The organism is Pseudovibrio sp. POLY-S9 (assembly GCF_001431305.1).
In the GTDB taxonomy this organism is placed as follows: domain Bacteria; phylum Pseudomonadota; class Alphaproteobacteria; order Rhizobiales; family Stappiaceae; genus Pseudovibrio.
The window spans coordinates 63,692-78,533 of the sequence record NZ_LCWX01000060.1 but is presented as its reverse complement, the minus strand read 5'-3'; the positions used below and the strand labels follow the sequence as shown (position 1 = coordinate 78,533).

The 14,842-nt window shown below is 53.3% G+C and carries 11 protein-coding genes and 2 pseudogenes; 6 read left to right on the top strand and 7 right to left on the bottom strand.

Annotated features, from left to right (window positions below; genetic code table 11):
- The 6 genes and pseudogenes from PPL9_RS34090 to PPL9_RS04510 all read right to left on the bottom strand — a co-directional run.
- Window positions 1-179: pseudogene (locus PPL9_RS34090) on the bottom strand (type I secretion system permease/ATPase); the annotation flags it as partial.
- A 268-nt stretch (window positions 180-447) separates the two neighbouring features.
- Window positions 448-2,040 (bottom strand): M10 family metallopeptidase C-terminal domain-containing protein, encoded by a 1,593-nt coding sequence (locus PPL9_RS04535; RefSeq protein ID WP_057461533.1) that lies wholly within the window; start codon window positions 2,038-2,040, stop codon window positions 448-450.
- 728 nt (window positions 2,041-2,768) lie between these two features.
- On the bottom strand, window positions 2,769-3,929 hold the full coding sequence (locus PPL9_RS04525; protein ID WP_057461531.1) for a mandelate racemase/muconate lactonizing enzyme family protein: 1,161 nt from the start codon (window positions 3,927-3,929) through the stop codon (window positions 2,769-2,771).
- A 54-nt stretch (window positions 3,930-3,983) separates the two neighbouring features.
- Window positions 3,984-5,540, bottom strand: a complete 1,557-nt coding sequence (locus tag PPL9_RS04520; protein ID WP_208981788.1) for a BCCT family transporter — start codon at window positions 5,538-5,540, stop codon at window positions 3,984-3,986.
- Window positions 5,541-5,555: 15 nt separating this feature from the next.
- A complete protein-coding gene (locus PPL9_RS04515) occupies window positions 5,556-6,680 on the bottom strand; it encodes an enolase C-terminal domain-like protein (RefSeq protein WP_057461529.1) in 1,125 nt (374 codons plus the stop codon).
- Between the two features lie 48 nt (window positions 6,681-6,728).
- Complete coding sequence (locus PPL9_RS04510) at window positions 6,729-8,081, bottom strand: FAD-dependent oxidoreductase (RefSeq protein ID WP_057461528.1); 1,353 nt, start codon at window positions 8,079-8,081, stop codon at window positions 6,729-6,731.
- Between the two features lie 547 nt (window positions 8,082-8,628).
- On the opposite strand from PPL9_RS04510, the gene PPL9_RS04505 reads away from it, so the two are divergent.
- A complete protein-coding gene (locus PPL9_RS04505) occupies window positions 8,629-9,273 on the top strand; it encodes a GntR family transcriptional regulator (RefSeq protein ID WP_057461538.1) in 645 nt (214 codons plus the stop codon).
- Between the two features lie 75 nt (window positions 9,274-9,348).
- On the opposite strand, the gene PPL9_RS04500 is transcribed toward PPL9_RS04505, so the two are convergent.
- On the bottom strand, window positions 9,349-9,639 hold the full coding sequence (locus PPL9_RS04500) for a DUF1330 domain-containing protein (protein ID WP_057461527.1): 291 nt from the start codon (window positions 9,637-9,639) through the stop codon (window positions 9,349-9,351).
- Window positions 9,640-10,126: 487 nt separating this feature from the next.
- Here PPL9_RS04500 and fucU point away from each other — a divergent pair, with 487 nt between their 5' ends.
- The 5 genes and pseudogenes from fucU to PPL9_RS31095 form a co-directional block, all read left to right on the top strand.
- On the top strand, window positions 10,127-10,546 hold the full coding sequence (fucU, locus tag PPL9_RS04495; RefSeq protein WP_057461526.1) for an L-fucose mutarotase: 420 nt from the start codon (window positions 10,127-10,129) through the stop codon (window positions 10,544-10,546).
- Between the two features lie 218 nt (window positions 10,547-10,764).
- Window positions 10,765-12,291, top strand: a complete 1,527-nt coding sequence (locus PPL9_RS04490; RefSeq protein WP_057461525.1) for a sugar ABC transporter ATP-binding protein — start codon at window positions 10,765-10,767, stop codon at window positions 12,289-12,291.
- A complete protein-coding gene (locus PPL9_RS04485; RefSeq protein ID WP_057461524.1) occupies window positions 12,288-13,298 on the top strand; it encodes an ABC transporter permease in 1,011 nt (336 codons plus the stop codon). Before PPL9_RS04490 ends, PPL9_RS04485 begins: the two co-directional genes overlap by 4 nt.
- Window positions 13,299-13,410: 112 nt before the next feature.
- Window positions 13,411-14,355 carry an ABC transporter substrate-binding protein gene (locus tag PPL9_RS04480; protein ID WP_057461523.1) on the top strand — a complete coding sequence of 315 codons (945 nt, stop codon included), beginning with the start codon at window positions 13,411-13,413 and terminating at the stop codon, window positions 14,353-14,355.
- Window positions 14,356-14,648: 293 nt separating this feature from the next.
- Window positions 14,649-14,842 (top strand): annotated as a pseudogene (locus tag PPL9_RS31095) (glutamyl-tRNA amidotransferase); the annotation flags it as partial.

Below are 14,842 nucleotides of genomic sequence, written 5' to 3'. Positions count from 1 at the left end.
GGCACGCTGTGGCTGGCGAGCACGCGATCATAGATCTGCAGCATGAACATCGGACCCGTCAGCATCAACAGGTTGATGACCAGACTCAAGACCCCAACGCCCGCATACCCGGACCGAGACGCCGCAAACGCCTCAGCCACCATAGGGCGCTTTGGCTGCCCACTCTTCGATGTACTCATAGATACTCCCGAAACCACCTGGCCCCAAACTTCAGTGCGCGGCACGTCCTCCCAACGAACGATAGGACGCCTGTTACGCTACAAAACTCGTGGTTATGCCCCAACAAAAATTGTGGTCTCCATAGTATGTAAATCGCACACTATTTGAAAGGGGTAAGACGCTTAATTTTGCTCATGCATTGAAAATGAGGGAAATACCGCAAACTTATGATTTGATTAAATAATTATGCAACCTGCCATTGCGGCAGGTCGCACATTTTTCTACCTCTTATACAAACGTGAAATCGTCTGCATTGATGAGGCTGGAATCAACACCTGAAAGGGTGATGGAACCACCGTCGTAGCTGACGAGTGTATCTGCACCAGTGTCCTGAATCGTAAGGTCTGCAAAGCTGTCTGCACCGCTTTCAAATCTCATAAAGTCAAGGCCATTGGAGAAGTCAACGATCGTGTCTGCACCGCAGTTGATGTTGAACACGAAGGTATCACGACCAGAACCGCCCGAAAGAGTGTCGTCACCGAGACCACCTTCGAGGGTATCGTTACCAGCATTGGCATAGAGACCGTTGTCGGCATCGTTCCCAATCAGCTCATCATTACCTGAACCAGAATAAGCATTCTCGATCACGGTATCACGCATGATGGTCATGTTGCCGGTCAGACCGTTCACGTCAGAGTAAGTCTCTGCCACCAAAGAGATTTTCTGGTCAGCGCGGACAGAGCTGAAGTTGATGCTGTCGTTGCCGCCATTGTCCATGATGGTGAACGTGGCTGGGTTCAGGTCTGCAATGTCGTCATAGTAACCGCCAGCGGTGGAGTTTTCACCGTAAACGGTGGACCCAGTGCGCAGGTCGGTTGCTGTGCCATACAGGTCCTGCATAGCAAGGATGTCTGCAATCATTGGCGTGACGACGTAGGCACGGCTAGCGTCTACGTTGGTGTTCTCCACCTGATCGAAGTAGGACATGATTGTGCCCTGCCAGGAATCGTTGGAGTAGTGGTTGTCCACGCCGTAAGTCGCGCTGCCGTTGTAGTTGCCAGCATGACCCAGACCGAGTGCGTGACCGATTTCGTGCACGTAGGTCTGGAAAGCATAACCGTCCAGGCCGGTGCCATAACGCGCAACCCAGTCCGTGCTCACATTCACGGTTGAAGAAACGATGGTGCTGCCGCGTGTGGTTGAGTTTGCGTAAGCGCCGCTGTCGTTGTCGTCAAATGTGATCTGAGCGCCGGAGTTGACAGTCTGGAAGTCGATACCGGTGACTTTTGTCCAGGCTTCCAGAGCTTTGGTTGCAAGCTCACGGCCAGAAGAGTTCAGACCATTGAGGTTGACGGTGAGGGACTCACCCGGGCTCACGTCAAACGCACGACGACCACGACCTGAGTTGTTCCAGTACCCATCGGTCAGCTGGCTTGCAATCTGGTCGTTGGTGAACGCGTTTGGATCGGTTGGCGGGTCAGTTGGGCCGCCGTCTGCGTCAACGGAGAGTCTGTAGTCTCCGGTGTAGCGATCATTGTAGGATGCAGCGCCAATGTAATAGGTGCCGGTGGATGTTGCGGTGAAGGTGATTTCGGAGTTACGTCCGCTGCCGCCATCATCGTCTGTCGCGATTTCGTTTGTGTTGGAATCGTAAAGGTACAGGTATGTATCGGAAACGCCCCCACTTCCGATGCCTTCCATTGAAATTGTGTAAGTTACTCCAGCCTGTACCTCGAGTTTAATTGCGTCTTTATCGCCAGAAAAACTCAGCGTTCCCTCAAAAGTGTCACCCGATGAAATAGAGTATGGGGTCGTCGTGCTATATGGCGCATCGCCCCCTTCAATAACTCTTGCCTCTTCAACGTGATTATCTCTAAACATATTATCTCCCCTAGAGTAATAGTAGTAGTAAACCATCTAAACGTATGAGGGATGCACTGAAAGGCAATATAAATGATCTTTGGATTCACAGAAGAAAGTAGTATCAACACATCTACTGGTTGAATCATTGACGAACTCTCGATGTGTGAATAGAATGCAAAATATATTATTTTAGGTATAAAACATCTGAATCTTTTAAATATATCAATTCAAAATATTAATATATTTGGGTAAAATAAGTTTACCTACTGATAAATAATTCTAAAAACTGACCAGTTGATCAAATAATTGTAGTATGTTTTTCCTCTGATCTATTCTAATAAAGAGATGTTTAATACTTAATTATATTTGTTGATTCGAAGAATTTATCAATTCACGAAACTGTGAGATTGATGGCGAGATGCCTGTATATACGTGAAAATGCGTGATTTTGGTGGAACGTTTTATCAAATTAACGGGGCTAATCCGGCAAGTTGACCTATAGGGAAGTGTGTATGCTGAAGTGAGCTCATAAAACACCCCGGTCAATGGGGCTTGACCAGGGTGAGTTGTGGGCAGGGTACGTCTCTACCCAGGGGAAATATTTTCCTGAATGGCTCAGGAGGAGATTCTCCGCCCCTGGGTACGCTTTGCAGATACGCGAGGCTGGAAAGCGAGATGGAGGCGGGGCGGAGAACGTTCCTGTGCGTATCTTCAGCCTGCGGAGGGGTGCTGACTGAAGAGCGTGATCACAGGCTTGCCATAAATTGCTGGTTCAGGTCGATTCCGTAGCCCGGTGCGGTTGGCTTTTCAAAGCCCCCATCCACCAGCTCGGCTTCTGGCGTCACCAGATACTTGCGCAGCTCCCCATCACAGAAGTCCGGATGCACATACTCAAAGTAAGGCGCGTTGCCGATTGCGAACTGATAATGGATCGCTGCTGCTGAGGTGATGCCAGTCTTCCAGTTGTGCGGCATCACCTGCACGTTGTGCGCGGTCGCCATCTCTGTGATCCGGCGCAGCTCTGTCAGGCCGCCGCAGCGATTATAGTCAGATTGCAGCAGATGCACCTTGCCTTTGGTGATCCATTCTTCTGCTTCAAAGCGGGTGGTGCTCATCTCCGCGCCGCAAATGCGGGAGCGGGTGTTTTCTACCAGTTTGGCGTGGCCACTCAGGTCATCGTGCTGCAGCGTCGCTTCTGCGAAGTAGAGCTCCAGATCGTCAATGGAGTTGAGCAGGCGGGCAACGTCATACCAGTCTGTGAAGCGGTAGAGGTAGTCCACCATCATATCGGTGTCATGGCCCAGAATACCGCGCAGTTCGCGCAGGTAATAGCCGACGTCTTTGATGCTCCAGTCTGCTTTGATCGGCACGCACACTTTCACCGCGCGAATGTTGTGTGCCTTGGCTTTTTCAAGCAGCGGGGCGTAGCCTTTGATGGCAACGTCCAAAGACGCATCCACCGGAATGGCTGGATACAGTGTCAGATATGGATGGACTTTGTCTTTGTTGGTGCCGCCAAGCAGTTGGTAGGCTGGCACGCCGAGTTGTTTGCCCGCAAGGTCATAAAGCGCCATGTCGATGCCGGAGAGGGCGAACATGCCCAGTCCGCGCATGCCCTGCCACTGCGTGGCGTCATACATGGAGTCCCAGATGGCGTTGATTTCGATCGGCAGACGGCCAATGACTCTTTCGGTCAGGTTCGTCAGCCATTTATGTTCAGTTTCAATATTGGAATAAGCGAGAATTGCGTCCGGAGATCCGTCAGCTTCGCCGAGGCCGTAGACACCGTTTTCGTCTGTAATCTTGACGACAACCGTGTTCTGGCTCCAGTTGCTGGCTTTGTAATTGACCGGAATAAACTCGACAGACTTGATGGGTGCGACTGCTGGATTAAGTGCCAGTGACATGATGTGCTCCTAAGAGAAAGGCGCCAGTTTTTGCTGGCGCCCTCATGTGCTTTATTATTTTTTGCGCATTGGAAGTTCGACACCGTTGGCAATGTCGCGGTGCAGTTCTCTGAGGAACGAGACTGCAACAATGCCGAGGATGATGACCATCAGCAATCCGCCAACAACCGTTGAGATCTGGATAGTTCCCAGGTCTCCGCCGATCAGGTTGATCACCACCGGGATGATGCCCAGGAACAGAGCCCAGACAAGACGGTTCCAAAGTGCTGGATCTGCACCATCTGGCAGCTCTTTGGTGGTCATCGCTGCAAGAGAGAAGGATGCCGCATCAAAGGTGGTTGCCATGAACACGATCGCGGAAACGCACAGGCCAATGATGAACAGAGTGCCCAGTGGCAGGTTCGCAAACATGTCGATGATCACGGTGAAGGAGCTCTGGCCAGCTGCCAGTGCTGCAGGTGCATCAAAGATGCCTGCATCCAGAAGGCCAATACCGTAGTTGCCGAAGATTGCGAAGAACACTGCAGTGCCCAGAGAACCAAACAACAGGGTGCCCAGAACCATCTCACGGATTGTACGGCCACGGGAAATCTTCGCGAAGAAGAGACCCTGGAACGGACCGTAGGAAACCCACCATGCCCAGTAGAAGATTGTCCAGTCAGACACAAAGGTGGAGTTCTCTGCGTATGGCTCCATGTAGGTGCTCAGACGCACGAAGTTTGTCACGAGCGCACCAACAGAAGTGGTGAAGGACTTGATGGTGGTCAGGAAGTAGCCGCCGAAGAACAGCACGAAGATCAGCAGGCCAACCGCCAGGAAGATGTTGAAGTTGGACAACTTCGCCATGCCTTTTTTCAGGCCAAGCGCGGAGCTTGCAGCAAACAGCGCAACCACGATTGCAAGAGCTGCAAGGTTCATGGAGGTGCCGTGCTCAATGCCAAGCACTTTGGAGAAGCCAGCGGCAACAACCGGTGTGCCCAGACCAAGGCTGGTTGCACTTGCAGTCACCAGACCGATCATGATGAAGATGTCGACCACGTTGCCCAGAGGGCCTTTTGCACGTGTACCCAAAACGCCCTTACAGGATTCTGAAACTTTCAGAACCGGGTCTTTGCGGACATAATAGTAGTAGCCGATGGTGATGGAACACACGGAGTAGAGTGCCCAGGCACTTGGACCCCAGTGGAACATGCCCGTGGTGATGGCCCATTCTTTTGCCAGTTCTGTGCCCGGCTCAAGACCCAGTGGCGGTGTGGACATGTAGTAGATCCACTCGCTGGCGCCACCCCAGAGGATGCCGGCGCCGATGCCCGCACTGAAGATCATCGCGACCCAGGAGATCGTGTTGTATTCAGGCTTTTCATCCGCCTCACCAAGTACGATGTTGCCGTACTTGCTGAAGGAAACGCTCAGACAGAAGATCAGCGACAGGATCGCTGCCCACATGTAGAACGCGCCAAATTCGTTTGTCAGATAGCTCTTCAAAGAAGAGATAACTTCTTTACCGGAGCCCGGTGCAGCAATGTCCGCTGCCAGAATGCCCATTGTCGGTAGGAGTACCGCAATGCCCCCGACGAAGAAGTTCGTCTTATCCAGTTGTAGTTTAGCCATGGATGCCCCCATTTATTATTCGAAGACGAAAGAAGCGAAAGATGCTTCCTTCACTGCGTCCCAATCCATTTCCACGCCGAGCCCGTTGCCCGCCGGCGCGTGCACATATCCCTCTTTGTCTGTGCGGATTTGGGTTTTACTTGCCAGTTCAAACGCCTCGTAAGGGTAGAACTGCTCGAAGTAATTGCAGTTGTCGTGAGCCAGAGCGACGTGCAGGTTGGCAGCCTGTGTCAGGGTGTATCCCATGCTCTGGATTTCCAGGTTTTTGCTGTGGCCGGCCGCGATCGCGAAGCATTTGTTCAGCTGAGTAATGCCGCCGCAAACAGTCGCGTCCTGACGCACGTCTGACCACATCCCAGTGCTCAGCGCGTGCGTAACTTCCTGCAGTGTGAGCAGGCAGTTGCCATGGCTGGAAATTTCAAGATCCGTATTGGCGACAAGGCGCTGATAGGTCTTGTAGTCGTAGTCGGAAACTGGCGCTTCAAGCCATTCCCAGTCATGACGTTCCATCCACTTGGCCATCTTCATGGCTTGTGCGGGTGTGTAGAACGTCGCTGTGTCCAGCATGAAACGGATGCCGGTAGAGCCGTATTTGGCCTGCACAGCTTCCACCAGTGCCACATCCTTTTCATAGATGCAGTAGCAGTGCAGCTTGATTGCTGTGAAGCCGTGCGCAATGCAATCGTCAATGTAAGGGAAGTATTCCTCTACAGTGTCGAACATTGGCGTGGAGGCGTAGGACTTGATTTTGGTCCGGGCGCCGCCAAGCAGCATGTAAAGCGGCATTCCTGCCTTTTTGGCCTTAATGTCCCATGCTGCAATGTCGATTGGAGACTTCGCTGGCAGTCCACCCCAGGTGCAGCGTGCTCCAAGCCAGTTGTTGAGCTCCTGAGTCATCAGCGGATTTTTGCTGATGAGGCCGGGAACGATGGTACGCAGAGATTCAATGATGCACCGATCAAAGAAGTTCTCTGTGTAGCTCATAGTTGCGCCAAGACCCTCGGTTCCATCCTCGGTGAACAGGCGTACAATGTTGTTGGTGTACAGCAGAGGTTCCTGATTATCCGCCCAAGGAATAGGGGGCGCATTCTCATCAGCCAAAGCATAAAGCTCGACCCGGCTAATTCTGCAGTCTTCCATTTTTAACTCCCAGTGTGCCTTGAGGCACCTTCCTTATTGCCCGACTTTTTACAGAGCGCTGCCAGCCGCACGCATCGCCTCGCGCAGCTCTTTTGTGTCGACATCTCTGTAGTTGATCGCTTTGTCGATTTTCTGTTTTGTCGCCACAGCCGCCGCATGTCCCAGCTCAAAACACTGGGCAGTAACGCGGGCAGAAGCGAGCGCTTCGTGTTCGGCGCTCAGGCACCGTCCCGCGACAATCACGTTGTCCAGCTCCTTCGGCACCAGCGTGCCGTATGGAACCTCATAGTAATCTTCCATCAGCCAGTGCAGTTTGCTCTTTTCACCGGCGTGCATCTCAATCGGCCAGGAGGAGCGGACCACGCCGTCCTCAGGCTTGTCGCAGTTTGCAACATGCTCGTTTGTCAGGGTGGTTTCGCCGCTGATGGTGCGTGTCTGGCGAATGCCCACTTCCGGTGGCATGTCAATCAGCTGGGACTCTTCAAAGCCTTTGATCTTGTCCTTGAAGAAGCGGTGATACTCGCGCGCCTGGCGACGGCCATAGACTTCCGCGTATGTGAAGTCAGCAGGGTCCACCACGTTCAACAGCCGGTTGTCCTGACCTGCCAGACGGGTGCAGTTCATCAGGAACACGCCCTTTTGCGGGGTCGGGAACACCCAGACCTTGTTGCGGGGTGTGTCGTACTCTCTGCTCTCGAAAGCTGTTTTCAGCTGTTCGATCATGTCAGGCGGGCAGATGGTGTTCTTGCCGAAGTAATCGTAGAAATCGCTTTCCACCACGTCTGACAGACGGAAGATCATGGTCGGGTTCTGAATGGCACCCTTATCGCCGAAGCTGTACTCACACCCCGCTTTCGTCACGAGAGCCGCATCTCCTGACGTATCAATGAATGCTTTTGCTTTGAGGAAGGTGCTGCCTGCCTTGGAGTCTACACGGATCGCGGTGATCTCATCGCCATCGCGGACCACCTCGGTCATGTAGGTGTGGTAGAGGCACTGAACGCCGGATTCCTCAAGCAGATCGTCCGCAGCTTCGCGCCAGATCAGCGGATCAAAGGTCACCACGTGGGTGTTGCCGTAGATTTGTGGGGCGGTGGCACCGCCTTTGGCCAGCAGGCGAGCACGAAACTCTTCTGCGAAACCGAAAACAATTTGCTTGGCGTCTTTGTTTTCGATGTCGTCCTGGGTGAGGAACAGACCGCAGATAGTACCTGACAGGCCGGCAACTGCACCGCCGCCACAAAACCCGTTTTTCTCGATGAGGATTGTCTTCAAACCGCTGCGGGCACTCATAACAGCCGCAGCAACACCAGATGGGCCACCACCGCAAACAACAACATCTGCTTCAGCAAGAACAGGAGATGCGGTTTCTGCTAGGGCAGTCTCTTTCCAGTTTTTCATGGGTGCTTACCTTGTATGCCACAATTTATGGCTGTTTGCTTTAGTTCTGAGTCCATGAGGACAGTTTTCGGAAACATATCCTCAAAACTGACATATTAGCAACCTTAAAAGCAAAGACTGGCGACTAGAGCAATGGTAATAACCCTTAGAAATCGATAAATATCATGAAATATTAGCTTCTGACATGCCAATGATGATGTGCTGACATGCCAGTAAGTTTCGGTGAATTTCAGGGTATCAGTTCATGATAAAGCCCTAATTACTTTAGTTTTTTTAGTTTATCTAAAATTCGCAAAGCGCAGAGGTTCCATGAAATCTAAGTGGTTTTTGCGTGACAGAATGACACAATGCCGAAGACTGATAGGTTACATTATCTAGGAGGGGTCCAGAACTGATATGGCAGCCGAGTGAAAAACCGCCAAACAAGATCCAATCGGCTGACATAGCAGCAAAAGAAAAGAAGAGACCGCTGGCAAATCGGGAATGCACTGTGCTACACTGTGATACAACTGACGCAGAAATAATGCTTTTAAAACAGGGGGTAACCGTGGCTCACCAGAAAACTCAGGCTGAGCTTGCGCGCACGGAAATTGAGCGAAAGCTGTTTTTCAACGAGCTTGATGTTTCAGCTCTGTACTCTGAAAACAAACTCGCCTCTCTGTTGGATCTGGGCCGAACGCCCGTTCGTGAGGCGCTTCAGGCGCTGGAGCAGGATGAGATGCTGGCCATCCATCCGCGCAAAGGGGTTCAATTCCTCTCCATCACCGCAGAGCAGCAATTGCAGCTGCTGGAAGTGCGCAAGCAGATTGAGCCGATCTGCCTGAGATTTGCAGCCATGCGCGCCTCAACTGATCAACGCCGCGAGATGCTGGCGCTCGGGTCACTCATCGTGCAAAGCGCGAAGGATGAGGATGAGAAGTCGCTGCTGTCCAATCTGCAGGACATCCACCGCATCGTGACGGAAGCGACCAACAACCCATACTTCCACCATAGCCTCGCTCGCGTGCAGAGCCAGTCACGCCGGTTCTGGTTTGCCAACAAAGACAAATCCGACAACCTGCTGTGCTCGTATCATCATGAAGCAATCATGCGCGCGGTTGCCATGGGCAATGAGGACGAAGCCGTCAAGCAATCCGGCTTGCTGCTGGAGCACTTGACCGAATCTGCTTTCAAGGCCCCAAAACTGGGCTGAGCAGACGCAATCTGAGCATTGAAATGAGAACGGGTGAGTCGCAAGACCTGCCCGTTTTTTCGTGCCAATATGCGGTTAGTCCACGCCTTCGACGATCACGGTTTCCACATCAGCGATGCTAATTCGAAACTCGCGGGCGGTTTGGTATTCAGGAGAGTTGTAGCAGTTCAACGCGTCTTCCATGCTGTCAAACTCCACGATGACATGACGATGGTATTCTTGACCCTCGAGTTGCTCCGCCCTTTCGCCGCGCGCAAGGATGCGGCCAGTGTGTTTTCGCAGAACACTCGGAGCGGCCTCGATATAGAACCGATAGATATCAGGATTTTTGATATTGACGCGGGCAATCCAATAGGCTTTTGGCATCTGTTTTTTGTTCCTGAATCAAAGGTTTCCGACCGGTGGCAGACCATAATCTTTGGGTCTCACGGGAGCCAGATTACTGTCGTTCGTGCATTATAGAGCGCTTGCCTGAAGGCGTTACTACCGGCTTTTGACCAACCAAAAATTCAAGTGAATCTGACGCTAGGGCCGTTTCTTAAAATGCGTTCAAAATCGGCAAAATAGAAAATTGTTCTTGATTAAACGGCGAGCTTTGCTAGTTTGCTAACACGAATTAGCAATGGATTGATGTTGCCTTTTCCGGGAAATCAAAGGGCTGGCCCTGAGAGCGTTTGTCGGAATGCGACGGCATCAGCCTGAAGACGGAATCACGAGGCGAACAGCCTCTCTGGTTCTTCATAGTACATTTATTCGCGGCGGACTTCTGAGCTTTCTTCAACCCTGCTGGAAGTCTGGGTGTTTGTTTGACCCGCCCGGTGGTGGCGGGCACATGGTGTGAGTGGGGGCTTAAGTGCTTAAAGGGATCAACCCGATCATTTTCCCGGACCTGTTAAAGATCCTGCACGAGATGGGACATGGAGATGAGATCGTGTTCAGCGATGCGCATTTTCCGGCCTATTCCGTTTGCGACACCGTGCTGCGCGCTGATGGGTGTGAAGCGACAGATCTGCTCAAAGCCGTCATGCCGCTTTGGGAGCTGGACCAGTATGACCCCGAAAACGTGATGATGATGGCCGCCGTGGAAGGCGACCAACTGCCGGATGGACTGGTGGACGACTACCAGAGCGCTCTGCCTGCAGGAGCTAAAATCACCTTTGTCGAGCGGTTTGCGTTCTATGAAAAAGCAAAGAAAGCCACCTGCGTTGTGGTGACAGGCACGACACGCAAATACGGCAACGTCATTATCAAGAAGGGCGTGATTCAGAGCTAAAGCGCTTCCCCGCCAAGTGGGTCCGGTGTTCGGATTGGGGGGAGGCGTGCAAATGAGGCAACGGGGGCTGCGGCAGAACTCTGGGAGGAGTGCTGCAAGCAGTCAGGTATCAACCGGGTGTCTCAGCCATTTCATATTGCTGATCTGCAGTCGCAGCACCAGTCGGGATCTGTGCGTTCTCACTGAGGTTTGCAGGCCAGTATTGGGGGGAGAAAAAAATGAATACCATCGTCAGGATGACGGGTATTGAAAAGACGTTTCCGGGTGTGCACGCCCTGAAGAATGTGCAGTTTGACTTGCGTGCCGGTGAAGTTCACGCCCTGATGGGAGAGAACGGTGCTGGCAAATCCACCTTGATGAAAGTTCTTTCCGGTGTTTACACCCGTGACGACGGCAAGATTGAAATCAACGGTACAGCGGCTGACCCAAAAGGGCCGCGAGAAGCGCAGGACCTCGGAATAGGCATCATCCATCAGGAACTCAGCCTGATGAACGATCTGACAGCAGCGCAGAACATCTTCATTGGCCGCGAGCCGCGCCTGAGATTTGGACGTCTCGATGAGGCTGCGCTCAACCAGAAGACCCGCGACATCTTTCAGAGCATGGCGCTGGATTTGCAGCCTGACGTGCTGGTTGGCAACCTGACCATCGCCAAGCAGCAAATGGTGGAGATCGCCAAGGCACTCTCCTATCGCTCGCAGGTGCTGATCATGGATGAGCCGACCGCCGCGCTGAACGACAAGGAAATCGCCGAGCTGTTCACCATCATCCGCCGTCTGAAAGCGGAAGGCGTGGGCATCATCTATATCAGCCACAAGATGGACGAGCTGAAACAGATCTCCGATCGCGTCACCGTCATGCGCGATGGCGAGTATGTGGGCACCGTCCCTGCCGCTGATACGCCGGTCAACGAGATCATCTCCATGATGGTTGGCCGTGAGGTGAAAGAAGAAGCCGTGGACGTGCCGGATCTTTCAGCGGCAGACGTTGCACTGGAAGTGAAGAGCCTGAACCGCGGCACCGAAATCCGCGATGTCAGCTTTGCGCTCAAAAAGGGCGAGATCCTCGGCTTTGCGGGCCTGATGGGGGCAGGGCGCACAGAAGTGGCCCGTGCAATCTTTGGCGCTGATCCGCTGGATTCAGGTGAAGTCTGGGTCGATGGCTACAAGTGCAAAATCAACAGCCCTGCGGACGCTGTGCAGGTTGGCATTGGCTATCTGTCAGAGGACCGCAAGCACTTCGGCCTGGCAACAGGCATGGATGTGCGCGCCAATGTGGCTATGGCCAGTTTGGACCAGTTCTGCAATCGCCTTGGCGTGCTGAATGAAGCTGGCATGGCAGAGGTCGCCGCCAAGTACATCAAGCAGCTGGAAATCAGAACGCCCTCTGACAAGCAGGAGCTTCAGTTCCTGTCTGGAGGCAACCAGCAAAAGGTAGTCATTGCCAAGTGGCTGCTGCGCGATTGCGACATCCTCATTTTTGATGAGCCCACACGCGGCATTGATGTGGGGGCAAAATCCGAAATTTATAAGCTGTTGAACTCACTGGCAGAGCAGGGCTGCGCGATCATCGTCATCTCCTCCGAGCTGCCAGAGGTTATGCGCCTCAGCCATCGCATCGCGGTGATGTGCGAAGGCCGTTTGACAGGCATTTTGCCGGGTGGCAGTTCAACATCGCAAGAAGACATTATGCGCCTCGCAACACAACGCGACCCAGCAGCGCAAATTGTGAGTGAAGTACAATGACAGACACCACCTTAACCCCGCAAAAGAACCTTATCGGTCGTTTTGTGAGCTCCGGCGCGCACCAGAAACTGCTCGCCTTCGCCAGCTTGATGGTGTTGCTCATCGGCTTTGGTCTGGCCTCGCCAAACTTCATGCAGATGTCCAACATGATCGCCATTTTGCAGGCGACATCGGTCAACGGCGTTCTGGCCATTGCAGCAACGCTTATCATCATCACCGGCGGTATTGATCTTTCCATCGGCACCATGATGACCTTCTGTGCGGTGATCGCCGGAGTGGTGCTCACATACTGGGGCCTACCCCTGCCGCTTGGCGTTGTCGCTGCCATTGGCGCTGGTGCGCTCTGCGGTCTGTGTTCCGGCACATTCGTTGCCAAAATGAAGGTGCCACCCTTCATCGCAACGCTTGGCATGATGCTGATTTTGAAGGGCCTGTCCCTCGTCATCTCCGGCACACGCCCAATCTACTTCAACGACACGCCGGGGTTTGACCTCATTTCCCGCGGCTCCGTGATCGGGGCTGTCTTTCCGGGCTTTCAAATCCCGAATGGTGTGTTGATCTTGTTCCTTGTTGCGATTGCAGCTTCCTACGTTCTGGGAAGAACTGTTTTGGGCCGCTACACCTTCGCACTTGGGTCCAACGAGGAATCCGTGCGCCTGTCCGGCGTCAACACGGATGCCTGGAAAATGGGAATTTACGCGCTTGCAGGTGGGATCTGCGGCATTGCGGGAATTCTCATCGCGTCCCGCCTCAATTCCGCTCAGCCAGCCCTTGGCCTTGGCTATGAGTTGGAAGCAATCGCTGCTGTGGTGATTGGCGGAACGTCTCTGGCCGGTGGTCGCGGTACCATCATGGGAACGCTGATCGGAGCACTGATCATGGCGGTGCTGACCAATGGTCTGCGTGTGCTTTCCGTTGCTCAGGAATGGCAGACCGTGGTGACCGGCGCGATCATCATTCTGGCCGTCTATGCGGATATGGCCCGCAAGAAAAAAGCTCATGCTTAAAAGCGGTTGGGGCGCTTTTGTCCCAGCATCTTTAGTGGAGCGAATTCTTATCGTTTGATTGAAGCCAATCCAACGGAACACGCTCTAAATTATTTCATTGGGAGGAAATATTATGTTTACACGTCGTACTTTGATTGGGGCTTTGGCCTCAGCAACATTGCTTGCAACCAGCTCGCTTTCATTCGCAGCGGATAAGGTTTACATCCCGTTGATCTCCAAGGGCTTCCAGCACCAGTTCTGGCAAGCTGTGAAGGCAGGTGCGGACAATGCAGCCGCTGAGCTGAACGTTGAAATCACCTTTGAGGGCCCGGACAGTGAAGCTATGGTTGATCGCCAGATCGACATGCTGGCCGCAGCACTGGCCAAGAACCCGGCAGCCATCGGCTTTGCCGCGCTGGACAGTCAGGCCGCTATTCCACTGCTGCGTCAGGCCCAATCCGCTGGCATTCCGATCATCGCATTCGACAGCGGCGTGGAAAGCGAAATTCCGGTGGCGCTGGCCGCAACCGACAACGTGGCAGCAGCAAGCCTTGCAGCTGACAAAATGGCAGAGCTGATCGGCAAAAGCGGTAAGGTGGCCGTGGTTGCCCATGACCAGACCAGCCGCACCGGCATCGACCGCCGCGATGGCTTCCTCAACCAGATGAAGAACTATCCGGATATCGAAGTGGTAACTGTTCAGTACGGCGGCGGCGATCAGCTCAAGTCCACCGAGCTGACCAAAGCGATCCTGACAGCTAACCCGGACATCAAAGGCGTCTTTGGCACCAACGAAGGGTCCGCAATCGGTGTTGCCAACGGCGTACGTGAAATGGGCAGCAAAGATGTTGTGATCATCGGCTACGATTCTGGCCGTGCCCAGAAAGACGCCGTCCGCAGCGGCCTGATGGCAGGTGCGATCACCCAGAACCCGGTCGGCATCGGTTATGAAACCGTCAAAGCCGCCGTCATGGCCTCACAGGGCAAAGACGTCCCATCCAACATCGACACCGGCTTCTACTACTACGACGCCTCCAACATAGACGACCCAGAAATCGCAGCAGTCCTCTACGACTAGAGCGCGTTCCGTTTGATTGAATTCAATCAAACGACAAGAATTCGCTGAAAGTAAAGAAATTAGAGCGTGAGGCGTGAATGCAAATGAACGCAACACGCTCTAAGCATAACTCGGTTATCTGAGACAAAAACCAAAAGGCCTCTCATCGCGAGAGGCCTTTTTTCTGTTTGAGGAGCCGGCTCCTGCGTTTGTAGTATGTGATCGGTTCTCCTGAATTCCTGCTTTGACACCCTGGAATTGCTGGTTTTAGTATGGCGGAGTTATTGGGTTTATGGAGCTCTGGGATGGTGGATATGGGTGATCTTGCGGGGCTTTGGGAGAGGCTTGGGGGGGAGGAACTCCGGGGCATCTTTATTGGGCTCAATCGGGAGCAGGTTGAGGAGTTGGTTGCAGCGGCGGATGCGCGGCGCGTGGCAGGGCAGAAGCTGAGCGCTATTGACGGGCAGCTTGTCGCGATCAAAGGGAATATTGCGCTGAAAGGGCGGGC